Here is a 17,453-nt window from a genome sequence, read left to right as displayed (position 1 = left end):
AGTTCTCCTTATTTGTGGCCTCGGAGTGATCCGGGTCACGGAGAACCGTAGGAAATTCTGTTACTACACCGTAACCGTCATAAGTAGGAAAAAGATCGCATCTTCCTCAAACGAGACGCCGGTCCGATGCCCACCGCGAGAGCTCATAGCGGTTCGACAACTGGGTCTTGCGCAACACGCTGGAAACGTGGGTCTCCACTGTCTTGACCGAAATGAACAGCTCGGACGCGATCTCCTTGTAGGCGTATCCACGGGCCAGCAGCCGCAGCACGTCACGCTCACGCGGGGTGAGCAGGTCCAGCTCGGGATCGCTGATCGGCGCCGAACCCGGCCGGTCGGCGAACGCGTCCAGCACGAACCCGGCCAGCCGCGGTGAGAACACCGCGTCGCCCTCGGCGACCCGGCAGACCGCCCGGACCAGCTCCTGGCTGGAGATCGTCTTGGTGACGTACCCGCGCGCACCCGCCCTGATCACCGTGATCACGTCTTCGGCCTGGTCGGACACGGACAGCGCGAGGAACACCACGGCCGGGTGCGTCGGGCGGACCTGGCGCAGCACCTCGGCACCGCCGCCGTCGGGCATGTGCACGTCCAGCAGCACCACGTCGGGCAGCTTCGCGGCGATCCCGGCGACCGCCTCGCCGACCGTGCCGGCCTCGCCGACCACCTCGACCTCGTCGGTGATGGAATCCAGTTCGGTGCGCACCCCCGCGCGGAACAACGCGTGGTCGTCCACCAGGAAAACCCGGACCTTGCGGGTGGTGCCCTGTGCCGATTCCGGTGTGGTCTCGCTCACGCCTTTGCCTCTCTTCCGGCATTCCGCGACGAGGCGGTGCTCCTCTGCATCTCGAGGTGCACTTCGGTGCCTTCGCCGATGGCGGTCCGGATCCGTACCGAACCCCCGTTGCGGTCCATCCTGCCCTTGATGGAGTCGGCGAGGCCATGCCGGTCGGCCGGAACTGCTCCCTCGTCGAAGCCCTTGCCCCGGTCGCGCACGAAGATGTTCACCCGATCCGGCTCGACCTCGGCGTACACGCTGACCTCCGCGACGCCGGCGTGCTTGGCCGCGTTGACCGTCGCCTCCCTGGTCGCCTGGACCAACGAGGTCAGCTTGTCGTCCAGTTCGCAGTCGCCGACGACGACCTGCTGGACCTTGATCGCGAACGTGTCCTCGACCTCGCCGCACGCCACCTCGAGCGCTTCCGACAACGTCGTGGGGCCGCTGTCGGGGGACGAGGCCGCCTCACCGCGGCTGTACCCGGTGGGTCCGTACAGCCAGGTCCGCAGCTGCCGTTCCTGGCCGCGGGCCAGCCGCAGCACCTCACGGGGTGTCTCGGCCTGCTTCTGGATCAGCGCAAGCGTTTGCAGCACGGAGTCGTGCAGGTGGGCGGCGATCTCGGCGCGTTCTTCGGTCCGGATCCGCTTGCGGCGCTCGTCGCCGAGGTCACGCACCAGCCGCAGCCACCACGGAACGGTGACAGCCGCGACACCCAGCAACACCGCCACAACAGCCGCGATGACGAACTGAGGTTGGTCGTAGGCCCCGACAGCCTGCAGCAGGAACGCCGCGACACCGGACACGACCAGCGCGATGCCGGACAACGTGCGCACGAACGCGCCGCGCTCACCCTTGCGGCGTTCGTCGGCCTCCCGCCAGACGATCGCCGCACCGATCACGGCCAACGCCAGCGCGGCACCGGCCCAGCCGTTGAACGCGCCGGTGAGCGTCCCACCGGCCAGCGCGACCCCGACACCCAGCGCGATCAGGCCGATGGCCTGCTGGCGCTCCTTGGTCGAGATCGGCGCGGTCTCCCCGTCCGCGTCCTGCTGCGGCACGAACGCCCACAGCAGGCCGTACACGAGCACACCGACACCACCGGCGGCCGCGAGCGCGGCGAACGCCAGCCGCACCCAGAGCACGTCGACGTTGAGGTGGTCGGCGACGCCACCGGCGATGCCCGCGATGGTGCGCCCGGAACGCCGCCGGTACATCCGGTTGAACTCCGGCCCCGCCGTCAGGGCATTCGTGTCCCGCTTGAGCTGCAAACCCACACGAGAATGGTCACACGCGCGTGCGAACGGGTCATCAGGGAACGACCCGGGGACAAGCTCAGGGGCGGTCCCTGATGTGCGCGGCGGTCCAGTCGGCTCATCCTTGTCACTGTGAGTGGAGCGCAGCAGCAGAACCATCCGCTGGCCGGGGCGGAGGACACGCTGAGGGATTTCTGGAGCACCCGGCCGAGGCGGCCGAGGCGCGGCCGGAAGATCGCGGGTGTCGCGGCGGGTATCGCCAACCGGTACCAGATCGATCCGATCCTGGTCCGGGTCCTGCTCGTCGTCGCGGCCATCATCGGCGGAGCCGGGCTGATGGTGTACATCTTCGGCTGGCTGTTCTTCCCCGACGAGCACGACGAGGAAGCGGCGCTGCCCGCCCTGGTCGGCCGTGGCCGCAGCAGCACGGGCTGGTTCTTCACGCTGTTTCTGTGCGCGGTGCTGTTCGGTGTCGCGCTCTGGACGTTCAACGGCAGCGGCGGGGAGGGAATCGTCGGCCTCGCCTTGCTGGTGACGGCGATGTTCCTGCTGCACCGCAGCCGTGCGTCGCTCGCGCCGCGGACTCCGCCGCCGTCCACCGCCACTGCGCAGCAGACGATGTCACTGGGAGTGGACATGAACGCCCAGACGACCGCGGTCCCCGTGCCGCCGGAGCCCGAGCAGCGGACCAGCCCACCCGCGTGGGACCCGCTCGGTGCCGCGCCGTTCGCGTGGGACCTGCCGGACCCGGCACCGGCCAAACCTGAGCCGCAGCCGCCCGCGCCTCGCCGCAAGCGTTCGACGATCGGTGGGATCACGCTGGGCGCCGCGCTGGCCGTCGGTGGTGCGTGCGCGCTCGTCGCCCCGTCCGCCGCATGGCTGACGCCGGGGCACATCGTCGGCATCATGCTGGCGATCGTCGGTCTCGGCATGGTCGGCGGTTCGCTGATGGGTGGTGGCCGGGGCCTGATCGGCCTCGCGGTTCCGCTGGCGCTGGCCGGGTTCGTGTTCACCTCCGCCCGCGTTTCCGACGGCCCGTGGGGTGGCACGTCCGAGGACTGGGGCAGCATCACCTCGCAGCCGACGACGATCAGTGCGGTCGCGCCGAGCTACCGGGTGGACGGCGGAACAGTCGATCTGGACCTGACCTCGCTGCCCACCACCGGGACCGTCCGCACCTCGATCAACGTCGGACTCGGCAACGTCGAGGTGATCGTGCCGCCGAACGCGGACGTGGAGGTCGCCTGTGAGGCACGCTTCGGCGCCGTGAACTGCCTCGGTGGCGAACGCAGCGCGGCCAACGCGAAGATCCGCACGGTCGACGACGGCCCGGACGGGCCCGGCGGACTCAAGATCTACCTGGACGCCAAGGTGAACACCGGGAACGTGGAGGTGCGCCGTGGCTGACGACACGGACAAGACGACCGAGCGCAAGCGGCCGGACCTGCTGACCCTGTTCGCTGGGCTCGCGGCACTGGTGATGTCGGCCTACGTGCTCACCGACGGCCAGACCTGGCTCCCGTCGTTCGACCCGAGGTGGTTGCTCGCCAGCGGCGCCGTCCTCGTCGGCCTGCTGCTACTCGGCAGTTCGCTCCGTCGCCACAACCGGTGACATAGGAGGCGGGGGCGCCGCCACGGCCGGGACGACGAGTTCCGGCGTGGCGGCTTTCGGCTGCCAGCGGGTCATGCCCACCCCCAGGAGGACCACGACCATGCCGACGACCACTCGGACCGTCACCGGCTCACCGAGCACAGCGGCGCCGAGCAGCACCGAGACAACGGGGAGCAGGTAGCCGACGGCGGTCGCGGCGACCGCGCCTTCGTCGGCGATCAGCCGGTAGTTCAACGCGAACGCGAACCCGGTGCCGAAGACCCCGAGGACGACGATGGCGATCACCCCGATCGGGTGCCACGTGATCGGCTCGAACCCGTCGATCGGCAGCAGCAGGGTGCTCAGCCCGGCCGCGGTGACGAGCTGCGCGGCGGACAACGCGATCGGGGCCGTGCCCTTCCCGGACAGCTTGAGCCCGATGTACGTGTAGCTGACGGCGTAGCTCGCCGCGGCACCGAGGATGGCGAGGGCGCCCCAGCTGGCCAGCCCGCCCGACTGCCACGGCGCGAAGATCAGCAGAGTTCCGGCGAAACCGACGACCATGCCGAGCATCCGCAGCGAGAAGAGCTTGCGCTCCTGGCCGATGAGAACGCCGATCAGCAACGCCCACAACGGTGTTGTGGCGTTGAGCACACCGGCGACGCCGGAGTCGACTGTCTGCTCACCGAAACCGAAGAGGAAGAACGGCAGGGCGTTGCCGAAGAACGCGGCGAACGCCAGGTGGGCCCAGGTTTTCCCGTCCTTGGGCAGCCGTTGCCTGCCGGAGTAGCAGAGCACGACGAGAACGGCGGCGCCGAGCAGGATCCGCCCGATCGCGATCTGCCCCGGCGACAGCGACTGCAGCGCGAACTTGATCCACAGGAAGCTGGATCCCCACAGCAGGGCGAGAACGCCCATCCTGATCAGTGTGCCCCTGCTGCCCACCGCGGTCTCCCATCGTTGAAGTACGCCTCAACGATGCCGGGGCCAACTAGCCAGAACAATTGAAAAATAGTGCATCGACCGTTAAGCGGAGCTGTACGATCCGAGCATGCTCGACGTACGCCGCATGCAGGTCCTCAGAGCCGTCGTGACCAGCGGATCCGTCACATCGGCCGCCGGGAATCTCGGCTACACGCCGTCCGCGATCAGCCAACAGCTGGCGGTGCTGGAGAAAGAAGCCGGAGTGGCGCTGCTGGAACGCGTCGGCAGAGGAGTCCGCGCGACGCCGGCGGGCCGTCTGCTGACCGAGCACGCGGCGATCATCAGCAAGAACCTGACCGACGCCGAAAGCGCGCTGCGCGACCTGAGAGAAGGAAAGACAGGACAGCTGTCGATCCGCTACTTCTCCACGGCGGGCGTGGCCCTGGTCCCGCCCGCGATGGCCCAGCTGCGCAGGGACCACCCGGGAGTGCAGATCGACCTGAAGCTGATCGACCCGGAGGACCCGCTGCCGGAAGTGGAGGAAGGCAGGGCGGACGTGGCGATCGTGGTCTTCCCCCGGATGAACCCACCGAGGAAGGGAGTGCGGCTGATCCACCTGATGCACGACCCGCTCAGAGCGGTGCTGCCCAAGGGCCACCGGCTGGCGTCGAAGCGCTACGTGGACCTCGCCGACCTGGCGGAAGAACCGTGGATCAGCACGGAATTCGTCCCGGGGCCGTGCGCGGACCTGATGATGAACGCCTGCGCGGCAGCGGGATTCACCCCGAACGTGGCAGTGGAGTCGGAGGACTACACGACCTCGCAGGGCTTCGTCGCGGCCGGACTGGGCGTGGCGCTGATCCCGAGGCTGGGCCTGGACGCCACCCACCTCGGCGTGGTCGCGAAGCGCGTCCGCAGGCCGGAACCGGTGCGTGAGATCTACGCGGCGATCCGCGACTCGAGCGCGCAAGACCCGGCGGTGCAAGCGTTCCTGACGGCCCTCACCGAAGTGACGGCTCGAATAACCAAGTGAGCCAAGGGAACTGGTGCCGGGCCGGCACGGCTCAGGCCGAGCCGCCCTTGGCGAAGTCGTCGATCATCAGCTTGCCGTTCTGGGCGATCACCGTGAACCGGTACGGCTCACGGCTTTCCCCGCCGTCCTTGAACTTGAAGCGCACGGTGCCGCGGACGTTGCCCTTGCTGTCGTCGGAGACGTCGGTGATCCGGACGTCCGACATGCGGCCGTAGAAGGTGAGGAAGCTGTCCTTGCCGCCGGACTGCTGCTGCGCCTTCGGGGTGAGCCTGGCCCACGCGCCCTCCGGGTTCTCCGGCAGCATGTCGTAGTAGCCGCTGATGAAGTTGCTCGCGTCTTCCAGCTTCTCGGCGTCGTCCTCGTCGTCAGCCGGGCTTGACGGCGTCACTGCCGACGAGGAGGTGTTCGGCGGCGGCGTCGAGGTGGTCGCCTTCTTCGGCGCTTCCGACGCCGTCTGCGTCACCGTGGCCGGTGGTGGCGCGGGCAGTGTTGTCTGTTCCTGCGCGTTCGTCGGCTTGCTCGAGGTGAAGAAGCTCGCGACGAGAACGCCGACGGCTGCCGCGCCGACGATCGCCAGGACGGTCAGGACGATCTTGCGGACGTCTCGGCCCTGTTTTGGCTGAGACGCGCTGGGTCTTGGCTGCGGCTGCTCCATCGGCGGCTGCGAGCCGCGTGGCGGCGTGTTGGGCGGCGGCCCACCCATGGGGAACCCGCCCGGCGGCGTGCGGCGCGGCTCAGCCAGCGGGTTGGCGTCGATCCGCGTCGCCGGGTGGTTGGGCGGCGGTATCGGAGCCGGCTGGATCCGCTGCGCCACCGTCGGGCCGTCGTACGAGCCGCTGATCAGACCCGGCGGGATCGGCCGGCCCGCGGCGACGGCGCTGAGCGCCTCCTTCGCGGCGGCCATGGTCGGCCGCTCCTCCGGCTCGGTGCGCAGCAGACGCATCAGCAACGCGGTCAACGGACCCGCCTGCCGCGGGGGTGTGATCTTCCCGGCGGCGACCGCGTGCAGCAGCGCGAGCGTGTTCTCGCTCAACCCGAACGGCGAGTGCCCCTCTACGGCGATGTACAGCGTCGAGCCCAGTGAGAACACGTCCGACGCGGGCGTCGGCTCCATGCCCTTGGCAACCTCGGGAGCGAGATACGCGGGCGTCCCGGCGAGCATGCCGGTCGCGGTGACGGTCACGTCGCCGACCGCGCGGGAGATGCCGAAGTCGGTGATCTTCACCGAGCCGTCGTTGCCGAGCAGCACGTTGGCCGGCTTGATGTCGCGGTGCACGATCCCGGCGGCGTGCGCGGCCACCAGACCGCCTGCCACCTCCGTGCCGATCCTGGCCGCTTCCTGCGGCGGCAGCGTGATCCTGTCGTCCAGCTCGGCCGCGAGGCTGCGGGACGGCAAGTACTCCATCACCAGCCACGGCTGGCCGTCGTCCTCGACCACGTCGTAGACCGTGATCGCGTTCGGGTGCTGCAACCGGGCCGCGATCCGGCCCTCGCGCATCGAGCGCAGGCGGCCTTCCTCTGCCTGAGCGGCACTGAGACCGGGTTGCGTCAACAGCTGTTTGACCGCGACCGTGCGGTGCAACCGCTCGTCGTGCGCCTGCCAAACAACGCCCATGGCGCCGCTGCCGATGCGCTGACCCAGTCGGTATCGACCCGCCACCAGGCGGTCTTCGTCGGAGGGCAACGCCTAACTCCCGTACGGCTGGATGTCTGCGACCAAGGACTCTACTTATGTGTCGTTTGGGCGCACGCGGAGGTTGCTTTCGATTTACGGAACGGTCGGTTCGCCGGACCCGGTCGGCGGCTTCGACGACGAGGTTGTCGGGGGCTTGCTCGTTGTCGTCGTGGTGGTGGTTGTCGTCGTCGTTGTCGTCGTCGTGGTGCTCGACGTGGTCGGCTTCGTCGACTTCGGGGGCTGCTTGGACGGCGGCGCGGAGGACGTCTCGGTCTCCGACACGGTGTAGGTGTACGCCGGCACCGACGTCGTCGTGGTCTGCGAGCTGTTCACGGGCGACGTCGACGGCCCGGTGTTCGGCTCCTTGCCGTTGGCGGCGATCAACCAGCCGCCCAGCCCTAAGACGAGTGCGGCCATCACAGCCGCCACCACCAGCGGTCGCTTGGACTGCTTGCGCGGCGGAGGCGGCGGGGCGGTCGCGGGCCGGACGCCCGTGCGGGAACGGACCGACGGCGCGGCGACCGCACGGGTCCGCGAATCGGTCGACGGGCCCGCGAACATGGTCCGCGTCTCCGGCACGTCCGGGTTGTCGCCACGGGCGACTGACGCCAGCATGTCCCGTGCGTGCGCCGCGGTCGGCCGGTCCTCGGCCTCCGTGGCCAGCAGCGCGATCAGGACCGGGGTCAACGGGCCTGCCTGCTGCGGCGGGTTGATCCGGCCCGCGGCGACGGCGTGCAGCAGGCCGAGCGTGTTCTCGCTCAGCCCGAACGGCGGCTCGCCTTCGACAGCCGCGTACAGCGTCGAGCCGAGTGAGAAGACGTCCGTCGGCGGTGTCGGGTCCTTGCCGTACGCCACCTCGGGCGCCAGGTACGCGGGCGTGCCCGCGATCAGGCCGGTCTTGGTCACGGTGACGTCGTCGCTGGCCCGCGAGATGCCGAAGTCCGTGATCTTCACCGTGCCGTTGTCGGCGAGCAGGATGTTTCCCGGCTTGATGTCCCGGTGCACGATTCCCGCCGCGTGCGCGGCGGCCAGCGCGGCGGCGATCTGCGCGCCGATCGCGGCGACCTCGTGCGGCGGCAGCGTGCCGCGCTCCTTGAGCGCGGCGGCCAGGCTCACGCTCGGGACGTACTCCATGACCAGCCACGGCGCGTCGTCCTCGTCGACGACGTCGAAGACCGTCACGGCGTTCGGGTGGTGCAGTTTCGCGGCGATCCGGCCCTCACGCTGGACGCGTTCGAGTTGCTCGTTGATCTCGTCCTGGGACAGGCCGGTCTGCAACAGGACCTGTTTGACGGCGACGACTCTGTTGAGCCGCTCGTCCCTGGCCTGCCAGACGACGCCCATGGCGCCAGTGCCGATGCGATGCACGAGCCGGTAGCGACCGGCTACCAGTCGGCCTTCGTCGCTCACGACACCTCCTTGCCCGCGAACTGCTCGCCGGCGATCCTTTTCTCCCTGGCGGTCGACCCCGAAACCCGCCTCCAGGCTATGCGCTCACTCTTCGCGCACGGCCACAAGACCGTTACCTGGATACGAACGACACCGGCGTGTCGGAACACCCGGCGCGGAGAATGAGACCAATGCCACACACGGGCCCATTCCTCGGGCGTGCCCAGCTTAGCCCGATCGGGGGGCGCATTGGTGACGCGAGGTACGGACGCGGCTCAAACGGGCGTAACTCATCCGGACGTCAGCTGCGCTGAGCGGAGACGATCTCGGCACCTGTGATGCGCTTCGGCTGCCCGTCAGTGACCCTGAGCAGCTGTTGCACGCGGGCGGTCGCGCCGTCGGGCAGGATCATCTCGACGACCGCCAGCAACGCTCCGTCACCACGCGACTGCACATCGATCACGCGGATGTCGCGCGTCTGCGACCACGAGTCCACGAAGCGGGACAGGTCGGTCTGCCGGAGCAGGCCGTCGAGCAACGAGACCGCCTGCTGCGGGTGCTTGGCCAGCAGCTTGTAGTACTCGCGGACCAGCTCGGTGTCGGTCGGCGCGGCGTTGGCTGTCTGCGTGGGCGGGGCGCTGGCGCTGCCGGAGAGCTTCTTGGCGTCCGCCGGGCGTCGGCTGCCTGCCGGGTTGTCCACGGTCGCGGACGCGCTGCCCTTGTTCGGCGCGGGCAGTTCGGTGGTGATCCGCGGCGTGTTGCCCGCGGTCAGGGTGAACATGTTGGGCAGCAGCGCCTGCTCGTCGGTCATCTCGGCGACGGGGCGCTCGGCCGCGTCCGTGCTCGCCTGCCTGCGCGTGTTGATGATCGACGCGGCGGCGATGGAGCCGCACAGCACGACGGTCGCCACGCCGAGACCGGCCAGTTTGGCCAGCTGCCCGGAGCGGGCGGGCCTGCGGCGGTGCGTGTTCGGGGCCGGTGGCTGGACCTGCTCGGCGTCGTCGGCAGACGAGATCGGCGGCATCGGTTCCGTCGCGATGCCGGCGGGCATCTGCTCGGTGACGGCCTCGTCGTCGTGGGACTCGGCGTGAACCGGGGTCGGCCGGTTCTTGATCAGCTCCGCAACGGTGACCGACCCGGCTCGGATGTGCCGGCGACCAGACGTCGGACGCTCCACTGGTTACTTCCTTGCGTGTGTGTCACTGCTACCCGGGTGTCGAGATCACGGAGGGCCACGTCCGAGTCACCCGTTCGGGGTTGTTCATGGCACTGTCTGTACCTCGACTGGGCCAGCGGTCACCGCTGGCACTGTCGGTATCGGCCCGTTCGGCCCGCGACTTAATGGGTAACTTCGGAACTGATTCTGGGATCACGGCCGGAGGTGAATTTCAGGCGTCTGCGCTCGGTGAACGTGGATCCATCCTTCTTGGTGACCTTCACCTCACTGACGGTCGTTCCCTGGTTCGGGTCGATGCCGATCCGGCGCACCTGGACCGACTCGATGTCCGCGTACCGCTGCCGGAACGCCTGCTCGCCCTGGCCGCGCATCTCGCCGGTGGTCATCTGGTACGCCGCTGCCGGGTCTTCGGTGACCTGCTTGTAGAAGGCTTCGGTGCGGTCGCCGATCTGCTTCGGGTCGTTGCTGGCGAAGGCCCGCTTCGGTGTGGTCTCCCTGACCGGCGGGCCGGCCAGCAACGACGAGAAGGACGACGGCGGCATCGCGCTCGCCTGCACGGAGGTGCTGAGGGTGCTCGAACCACCACCGCCACCGGTCGTGCCGCGGTGCGACTGGGTGGGCACCGGGGCTGCCGTCGATCGCTCCGAAACGCGTGTGGTCGTCGGCTTCTGCGGCGGCTGCGCCGAGGTCTCCGGCGTGACGTCGAACAAAGCGGGTGCGCTCGGCAGGGCGGGAAGGGCGTCGATGGTGTCGGTGTTCTTCGGCTTGCCGACCAGGGCGGCTGCGGCGAACGCGAGGCCGAACACGACAGCGAGCGACGCGCTGACGGCGAAGAAGGCTGCCCTGCGCCAGCTCCGCGGCGGGGTGACCGAGGCCGGGATCCCGCCGAGATCGAACTTGCGCAGGCCGGGAACGGTCGTCTCGGCCACGGTCGGCGGCGGCACCAGGTCCGGGCGGGCGTGCGCCGGTGGGTGCGCGTGTGCGACCTGAGGCGTCCAGCTGCCCTTGTGATGCCGGTGTCGTCCGTCGGCCGGTTGTGGCTCCCCGCTGGTCATGATGGTGTGACCCTTCTCACTGCCTGTCATGACGCGATTACTCATGATCACGACATGACGACCACGTGAGCACGGTGCCGAACCTCGCCCCGCGGGTCGCGCGGACGCCGGCCGGCGGCGCTGCCTTGCCTGCAGCACCGAAGTCGACGTCGTCGGAGATGGCGACGACCAACGCGGATCCGGTGCTCACCTGAGCCAGGGTAAGCCGTCATCCCGCGCGCGAAAACGCTGGTAGGACCCCAAATGCGGTGGCCACACGAAGGGGTGAACTCGCTTGACAGCGTCCGTTCGCGCCGCGTGGCACCGCTCTGCACGCCCGCGCAGCCGACGCTGCTCAGCTGTCGGCTGTCGCTCCGGGCGAGGCGGCGCCGGGCCGGGGCGGCCCGGTTCGGGTCAGGAGTCGGTCTTGTACTTCTTCTGCGTCGACTCCAGCGACTTGACCGCGACGGCACCGGAGCCGCCACCGATCAGGATCGCGAGGACGTCGACGAAGCCGCTGCCACCGGTGAGCAACAACCCGAGCAGCGCTCCGGCTGTCGTCACACCGGCGATCGGCCACCGGGAACGGACGTACTGCGCGATGGGCCCACCGCCCGCGCGCTTGGTCGCCGCAGAGTTCAGCAGCGCCAAGTACCCGACGTGGGCGAGGGTGGCCACCAGGGCCACGATGACGACGATCACGGCGATCAGGTCCAGCATGACTCCAGTGTGCCCTTTCTCCGGGCGCGCACGGATGGGTGATCGCCCTGATATTCGTCGCCTTTACCGGCCGAGCCTGCCCCGGCCGAGGTTGAGCAGCGCCATCGCGAGCTGGCGGCCCTCCGGGCCGAGTTCGCGGTAGCGGGCGAGCACGTCCATCTCGCGGTTGTAGACGATCTTCGGGCCGCCTGCGGCCATTCTCGCCGCCCCGATCGTCTGTGACACCTCGACGCGGCGCTTGACCAGGCGCAGGATCTCCGCGTCGAGCCAGTCGATCTCCTTGCGCAGCGCGTCGATGTCGTCCGCGGCGGTCCCGTTCCCGGTCGTGGGGGTCATCGGCTTTCCCGTCGGTTTGGGAGGCCTGGCCCGGGAGCGCGAAACCCCCGGGTCCGAGGACTCCGGGGGCTTCGTGGTGTCTGGTTGGCGTCAGAGAACCACGGGAGCCGGAGTCCGGTTCCCGTAGAAAAAGTAAAAGCGCTCTGTCCGCACGCAGTCATCTTGACACAACCGGCGTCCGCGCGTCGAGCGGAGGGGTCGGCTCCTCTTCGGACCGTTGCTCGGCGGCCTCGTCGAACTTGCGGAACAACTTGGTCATGATCAGTCCGCCGACCACGACACCGCCACCGACCAGCGCGAACGACAACACACCAGGGTCGATGACCTGGCTCGCCCCGGACAGCGCGGCCCCGACCGCGGTCCACAGCGCCGCCCACACGACCGCGGAAAAGGCGCCGAACGCGACGAACTTGCGCAACGGCATCCGCAGGGCCCCGGCGAGCACCGGTGCCAGCGTGTGCGCCACGGAAACGAACCGCGCCGTCACCAGCAGCCAGCCGCCTGACTGGCCGACCAGGTGCTCGGCCTGGGCCCACCGCTTCGGGCCCGCCTTGCGGCCGATCCACCCGTGCTTGATCGCCGGCCCCGACCAGCGGCCAAGCGCGTAACCACCCACCTGGCCCGCCAGGCACCCCACGGCCGCCACCGCCCCCGCGAGCGGCGACCACGCGACGTGCAACACCCCGATGCACGCGCCGACGAGCACTTCCCCCGGCAACACGACGCCGATCACCACGGTCGTCTCGAGAAACGACAGCACGAAGACCGTCACCAGCACCGCGACCGGTGACAGCGCCGTGAGGTCCGGCATCAGGTCTTCGAACACGTTCCCCGCCCCCGTCCGTGACTGCCTGCGCTGACTCCTCATGAAGACTGTCGTCCGCGGCAGGCGAATGGATCAGGGATCTGCCCCGGAAAACCCCGGAAACGGACCCCGAACTCCAGGTGAAGCCGCCCGTCGTCCAGACCAGCCGCCGGACGGCTGGTTCTATTCCCGGCGAACCAGCTTGACCCGTGCTGGTGAACACACGTGCGAGGGCGCCCGAACTTTGTCGGACCAACCGAGTACCTTTGTTCGCGATGAGCGCGCTGTTCGAGCTTCCCGGCACCACACCTGTCAACCCGGCCGTCGCCGCCCTGCTTGAGGGCCTCAACGACCGGCAGCGCCAGGCTGTCGAGCACAGCGGTACGCCGCTGCTCGTCGTCGCAGGCGCGGGCTCGGGCAAGACCCGTGTCCTGACGAGGAGAATCGCCTACCTGCTGGCGGCGCGGAACGCGCATCCCGGCGAGATCATGGCGATCACCTTCACCAACAAGGCCGCCGCCGAGATGAAGGAGCGCGTGGCCGACCTGGTCGGCGGGCGCGCCAAGGCGATGTGGGTCTCCACGTTCCACTCGATGTGCGTGCGGATCATGCGCCGCGAGGCCAAGACCATCGGCATGTCGTCGAACTTCTCGGTGTACGACTCCGACGACACCCGGCGCCTGATCACGCTCGTGGCCAGGGATCTCGACCTCGACCCGAAGCGCTACTCGGCGCGGTCGCTGGCCGTGCAGATCTCGAACCTGAAGAACGAGCTGATCGACCACGAGGCCGCCGCGGGCCGCGCGGGCAACGACTTCGAACGCCGCACGGCCGAGGTCTACGGCGTCTACCAGCAGCGGCTCCAGCAGGCCAACGCGTTCGACTTCGACGACCTGATCATGAAGTCGGTCGAGCTGCTGCAGGCCTTCCCCGACGTGGCCGAGTACTACCGCCGCCGCTTCCGGCACGTCATGGTCGACGAGTACCAGGACACCAACCACGCCCAGTACATGCTGGTCCGTGAGCTGGTCGGGGTCGGCGCGGGCGACATCCCGCCGGGTGAGCTGTGCGTGGTCGGCGACGCGGACCAGTCCATCTACGCCTTCCGCGGCGCGACGATCCGCAACATCGAGGAGTTCGAGCGCGACTACCCGGACGCGACCACGATCAAGCTCGAGCAGAACTACCGCTCGACGCAGACGATCCTGTCCGCGGCGAACGCCGTCATCTCCCGCAACCCCGGCCGGATCGACAAGCGGCTGTGGACCGACTCGGGCGAAGGCGAGAAGATCGTCGGCTACGTCGGCGACAACGAGCACGACGAGGCCGCCTTCGTGGCCGGTGAGATCGACAAGCTGATCGACCGCGGCGACGCCCGCAACGGCGACGTCGCGGTGTTCTACCGGACCAACAACCAGTCCCGTGTCTTCGAAGAGATCTTCATCAGGCTCGGGCTGCCGTACAAGGTCGTCGGCGGTGTCCGCTTCTACGAGCGCAAGGAAGTCCGCGACGCCCTGGCGTACCTGCGGGTGCTGGCCAACCCCGAGGACACCGTGTCGCTGCGCCGGATCCTCAACGTGCCCAAGCGCGGCATCGGCGACCGGGCGGAAGCCGTGGTCGCGGCGCACGCCGAGCAGGAGCGGATCTCGTTCAACGCGGCGCTGCGCAAGGCCGCCGGAGGCACGGTCCCGCTGCTCAACCCGCGTTCGGAGAAGTGCATCGCGGGCTTCGTCGAGCTGCTGGACTCCCTGCGCGAGCTGGTCGACGGCGGCGTGGCCGAGCTGCTCGAAGCGATCATCGACCGGACCGGCTACCAGGCCGAGCTCGAGGAGAGCGAAGACCCGCAGGACGCGACCCGGCTGGACAACCTGCGCGAACTGATCACCGTGGCGCGTGAGTTCGCCGAGGTGCCGCCCGCGATCGAGGACGAGGAGACCGCGCCGCAACTGGGCACGCTCGAAGCGTTCCTCGAGCGCGTGTCGCTGGTCGCCGACGCGGACCAGGTGCCGGACGCCGAGTCCGACGGCGTGGTCACGTTGATGACGTTGCACACAGCCAAGGGCCTCGAATACCCGGTCGTGTTCAGCACCGGCTGGGAGGACGGGATCTTCCCGCACATGCGGGCGTTGTCCGACCCCGTCGAACTGGCCGAGGAACGGCGCTTGGCGTACGTGGGGATCACGCGCGCGCGCGAACGGCTGTACCTGTCGCGCGCGGTGATGAGGTCCGCGTGGGGGCAGCCGTCGACCAACCCGGCCTCCCGGTTCCTCGGCGAGATCCCGGCCGAGCTGATCGAGTGGCGCAGGATCGAGTCGTCGAGGCGTTCGTCCGGTCCGTCCGCGATGACGACGTGGAGCCGGTCCGGTTCGGACTCGGCACAGGCCCGGATCGCCGCGCAGGGCATGCGTTCCACGTCCTTCAAGGGCTGGCAGGACACACCGGCGCTCAAGCTCGAGACGGGCGACCGCGTCAACCACGACAAGTACGGGCTCGGCACGGTCGTCGCGACCGACGGCGCGGGGCCCCGCGCGACCGCGACGATCGATTTCGGCAGCGCCGGCACGATCCGGCTGATGCTGATCGGCAGCGTGCCCCTGGTGAAGCTCTAAGGGTTCACGTTCAGGGACGCCTACGGGTGTTTCCCCGATGCGTGTCACCGTTCTACGGGTGCGGTATCGGCATTACTGGACGGACACTCTCTGGGGAGACTCGTGAATACCAAGCCCATTCAAGAAGCTGTCAGCAAGTAGTTCAAGCAGACGGTTGGCGGTGATCAACGCCCGGTGCTCCTCGACATCGACGAGACATATCCGGCGTTGCGCAGCCTTTGACAATTCCTATGCGGATATCCGACCAGCTCGAAGGTGTTCTCGCCGACTGTTCGACGTTGCCCGCGTACCACGACCTGGACCCTGACCAGGCGACTATCTCCAACGCCACGCCCAAGGAATGGAAGGTCTTCAACCTCTGGGCGATGGATGAGAGGGCGGAGCCGGAGCGTCGAAATGCCCGAGGACGACCGCGCTGCTGGCCTCGATCCCGAACGTCTTCCCAGGTGTTCTTCTCCATTCTCGAACCCCGGGAAATCGATTCCGGAGCGCGAGGGGCCGTACGCGCATATCTGCGGTACTACCTCGGACTGAAAGTGCCGGACGAGGCGCCGCCGAGCATTCGGGTGAAGGACGAATGGCACACGTGGCAGGAAAACGAGAGCGTGTTGTTCGACGACAGCTGGAACCACGAAGTGGTCAACGACAGCACGGGTGAGCGGATTGTCCTGATTGTCGATGTGCTGCGGCCGATGCCGTTGCCGTTGTCGGTCGTGAACAAGGGCGTTGCGCTCGCGGCCCGCTACGTCTACGGCCGCAAGGTGCTGGAGCGCGCCGCGCAGGCCCGCGAGCAGCCGGCCGAACCCACGGCCTGACCAGGCACTCGACCACAAGTTCGAAAACTGTCAGACCCCTCTGCTTGACTACCGGAATGATCGGGAACCGCATCAAGCAAGGGGTGTCCACATGGACGACATCTTGTTCCGCGCGCTGGCTGAGCGCGTGGCCGGTTATCTGGACGGCGTTGACCGCCTGGCAACGGCGCAGCCCAGCCAAGTCGGCCATGAGCTGCGCAGGCTCTCCGGAGCCTGGCGTTCACTGCTCGGCCAGCACGCGCCCGCGGGCCGGAAACGACGATGCTCCGGCTGTCAGTCGCCTCGGGGCTCGCCCGCCATGTGCGCGGTGTGGCGAGTCGCCGGGGTCTGGTTCGTCAGAGCTTGATGCCCCGCTGGGAAAGCCACGGGCCCGGGTTCATCTTGCGACCGGACGAGTCCCAGATCTCGAAGTGCAGGTGGGTACCGGTGGACTGGCCGCGGTTGCCCATCCGTGCGATCTGGTCGCCCGCCTTGACCTTGGCGCCTTCGCGGGTCGTGATCGAGTCCATGTGGCCGTAGACGCTGACGGTGCCGTCGGCGTGCTGGATGCGCACCCAGAGGCCGAAGCCGCTGGCGGAACCCGCCTCGATGACGACTCCGTCGGTGACCGCGCGGATCGGCGAGCCGAACTTGCCCGCGATGTCCACGCCGAAGTGGGTCGTGCCCCACCGGGCGCCGAAGCCGGAGGTGTAGACGCCGTCCGCGGGGCGGACGTACTTGACCCGCTCGCGCTCGGCCTGCTCGGCTGCGTCCTGCTGGAGCTTCGCGGTGCGGTTGGCGATCAGCTGGGCGCTCTGGGTGAGCTTGCGGGCCTCGACACCGGCGTCGCTGACCTGCGCGACGGTGAGGACCTCGGGAGCGGCGGCGCTCGTGTCGCCACCGACGCCGAATGCCGCGGAGGCACCTTCGGAGTTCGACAGCGGAGTGATGTCGCCGTTGGGGGATGCGCCTGACTTGAGCGTCTGACCAGCTGCGGCGGCAGCGAAAGCGCCAAGGGCGACAGCCGCGACGACCACACGGCCTCGCAACGCGGGTGGCGGCGCCGGAAGCCGGTGCGCGCCACGCTCGGCGCGGTCATCGCTCGAGGTGCGCTCAAGCGCCTCTACTACAACCGCAGACTGCTGCTGCCCGCCGGGGGAGCGGTGACGAGACAAAGCCTGCCCTTCTGCCTCGGGGAGATCCGGGGCGGCACCTTCGCTCGCGGGGACGAGCGTTGGCGTGGACAACCGGGCGGGGGATCCCGGGCGAGTGATTTCGGGGGAACCACTCAAGTCCTGCCGTGACCGGACCGTGACAACGGACCGGGGGACAGTA

The 17,453-nt window shown here is 68.9% G+C and carries 19 protein-coding genes; 7 read left to right on the top strand and 12 right to left on the bottom strand.

Annotated elements, in window-relative coordinates; all coding sequences use genetic code 11:
• Window positions 1-106: 106 nt before the first annotated feature.
• Both AOZ06_RS49200 and AOZ06_RS49195 read right to left on the bottom strand, forming a co-directional pair.
• Entirely contained in the window at window positions 107-796 is a 690-nt protein-coding gene (locus AOZ06_RS49200) for a response regulator (RefSeq protein ID WP_054295677.1), read from the bottom strand.
• Complete coding sequence (locus AOZ06_RS49195; RefSeq protein ID WP_054295676.1) at window positions 793-2,052, bottom strand: ATP-binding protein; 1,260 nt, start codon at window positions 2,050-2,052, stop codon at window positions 793-795. The genes AOZ06_RS49200 and AOZ06_RS49195 overlap by 4 nt, the downstream gene beginning before the upstream one ends.
• Before the next feature lie 111 nt (window positions 2,053-2,163).
• On the opposite strand from AOZ06_RS49195, the gene AOZ06_RS49190 reads away from it, so the two are divergent.
• Both AOZ06_RS49190 and AOZ06_RS49185 read left to right on the top strand, forming a co-directional pair.
• Window positions 2,164-3,438 carry a PspC domain-containing protein gene (locus tag AOZ06_RS49190; RefSeq protein WP_054295675.1) on the top strand — a complete coding sequence of 425 codons (1,275 nt, stop codon included), beginning with the start codon at window positions 2,164-2,166 and terminating at the stop codon, window positions 3,436-3,438.
• On the top strand, window positions 3,431-3,643 hold the full coding sequence (locus AOZ06_RS49185) for a hypothetical protein (RefSeq protein WP_054295674.1): 213 nt from the start codon (window positions 3,431-3,433) through the stop codon (window positions 3,641-3,643). The genes AOZ06_RS49190 and AOZ06_RS49185 overlap by 8 nt, the downstream gene beginning before the upstream one ends.
• On the opposite strand, the gene AOZ06_RS49180 is transcribed toward AOZ06_RS49185, so the two are convergent.
• Window positions 3,608-4,540: a DMT family transporter gene (locus AOZ06_RS49180; protein WP_054297481.1), complete on the bottom strand. Its 933-nt coding sequence runs from the start codon at window positions 4,538-4,540 to the stop codon at window positions 3,608-3,610. The two genes, AOZ06_RS49185 and AOZ06_RS49180, sit on opposite strands and share 36 nt — an antisense overlap.
• Window positions 4,541-4,673: 133 nt before the next feature.
• On the opposite strand from AOZ06_RS49180, the gene AOZ06_RS49175 reads away from it, so the two are divergent.
• Complete coding sequence (locus AOZ06_RS49175; protein WP_054295673.1) at window positions 4,674-5,579, top strand: LysR family transcriptional regulator; 906 nt, start codon at window positions 4,674-4,676, stop codon at window positions 5,577-5,579.
• Between the two features lie 31 nt (window positions 5,580-5,610).
• Here AOZ06_RS49175 and AOZ06_RS49170 read toward each other — a convergent pair whose 3' ends face one another.
• The 8 genes from AOZ06_RS49170 to AOZ06_RS49140 form a co-directional block, all read right to left on the bottom strand.
• Entirely contained in the window at window positions 5,611-7,194 is a 1,584-nt protein-coding gene (locus AOZ06_RS49170) for a serine/threonine-protein kinase (RefSeq protein WP_083472444.1), read from the bottom strand.
• A 153-nt stretch (window positions 7,195-7,347) separates the two neighbouring features.
• Complete coding sequence (locus tag AOZ06_RS49165; protein WP_054295671.1) at window positions 7,348-8,664, bottom strand: serine/threonine-protein kinase; 1,317 nt, start codon at window positions 8,662-8,664, stop codon at window positions 7,348-7,350.
• A gap of 280 nt (window positions 8,665-8,944) precedes the next feature.
• A complete protein-coding gene (locus tag AOZ06_RS49160; RefSeq protein WP_054295670.1) occupies window positions 8,945-9,820 on the bottom strand; it encodes a hypothetical protein in 876 nt (291 codons plus the stop codon).
• 161 nt (window positions 9,821-9,981) lie between these two features.
• Window positions 9,982-10,875, bottom strand: a complete 894-nt coding sequence (locus AOZ06_RS49155) for a hypothetical protein (protein ID WP_157233666.1) — start codon at window positions 10,873-10,875, stop codon at window positions 9,982-9,984.
• A gap of 37 nt (window positions 10,876-10,912) precedes the next feature.
• Entirely contained in the window at window positions 10,913-11,065 is a 153-nt protein-coding gene (locus AOZ06_RS57495; RefSeq protein ID WP_157233665.1) for a hypothetical protein, read from the bottom strand.
• 203 nt (window positions 11,066-11,268) lie between these two features.
• Entirely contained in the window at window positions 11,269-11,574 is a 306-nt protein-coding gene (locus AOZ06_RS49150; protein ID WP_054295668.1) for a hypothetical protein, read from the bottom strand.
• Window positions 11,575-11,637: 63 nt separating this feature from the next.
• Window positions 11,638-11,910 (bottom strand): chorismate mutase, encoded by a 273-nt coding sequence (locus AOZ06_RS49145; protein WP_054295667.1) that lies wholly within the window; start codon window positions 11,908-11,910, stop codon window positions 11,638-11,640.
• A gap of 157 nt (window positions 11,911-12,067) precedes the next feature.
• Window positions 12,068-12,778, bottom strand: a complete 711-nt coding sequence (locus tag AOZ06_RS49140) for a DedA family protein (protein ID WP_083472443.1) — start codon at window positions 12,776-12,778, stop codon at window positions 12,068-12,070.
• A gap of 212 nt (window positions 12,779-12,990) precedes the next feature.
• On the opposite strand from AOZ06_RS49140, the gene pcrA reads away from it, so the two are divergent.
• The 3 genes from pcrA (at window position 12,991) to AOZ06_RS57490 (ending at window position 16,485) form a co-directional block, all read left to right on the top strand.
• On the top strand, window positions 12,991-15,324 hold the full coding sequence (gene pcrA / locus AOZ06_RS49135; protein ID WP_054295665.1) for a DNA helicase PcrA: 2,334 nt from the start codon (window positions 12,991-12,993) through the stop codon (window positions 15,322-15,324).
• A gap of 230 nt (window positions 15,325-15,554) precedes the next feature.
• Window positions 15,555-16,139: an aspartyl/asparaginyl beta-hydroxylase domain-containing protein gene (locus tag AOZ06_RS53270; protein ID WP_083472442.1), complete on the top strand. Its 585-nt coding sequence runs from the start codon at window positions 15,555-15,557 to the stop codon at window positions 16,137-16,139.
• Between the two features lie 91 nt (window positions 16,140-16,230).
• Window positions 16,231-16,485, top strand: coding sequence for a hypothetical protein (locus AOZ06_RS57490; RefSeq protein WP_157233664.1), 255 nt, complete (start codon window positions 16,231-16,233; stop codon window positions 16,483-16,485).
• On the opposite strand, the gene AOZ06_RS49125 is transcribed toward AOZ06_RS57490, so the two are convergent.
• Complete coding sequence (locus AOZ06_RS49125; RefSeq protein ID WP_054295663.1) at window positions 16,475-17,155, bottom strand: M23 family metallopeptidase; 681 nt, start codon at window positions 17,153-17,155, stop codon at window positions 16,475-16,477. The genes AOZ06_RS57490 and AOZ06_RS49125 overlap by 11 nt on opposite strands.
• A 36-nt stretch (window positions 17,156-17,191) precedes the next feature.
• Here AOZ06_RS49125 and AOZ06_RS57485 point away from each other — a divergent pair, with 36 nt between their 5' ends.
• A complete protein-coding gene (locus AOZ06_RS57485; protein WP_157233663.1) occupies window positions 17,192-17,422 on the top strand; it encodes a hypothetical protein in 231 nt (76 codons plus the stop codon).
• Window positions 17,423-17,453: the final 31 nt, after the last annotated feature.

The organism is Kibdelosporangium phytohabitans, from assembly GCF_001302585.1.
In the GTDB taxonomy this organism is placed as follows: domain Bacteria; phylum Actinomycetota; class Actinomycetes; order Mycobacteriales; family Pseudonocardiaceae; genus Kibdelosporangium; species Kibdelosporangium phytohabitans.
The sequence above is the reverse complement of the archived record's forward strand: the minus strand, read 5'-3'. Positions and strand labels throughout refer to the sequence as shown.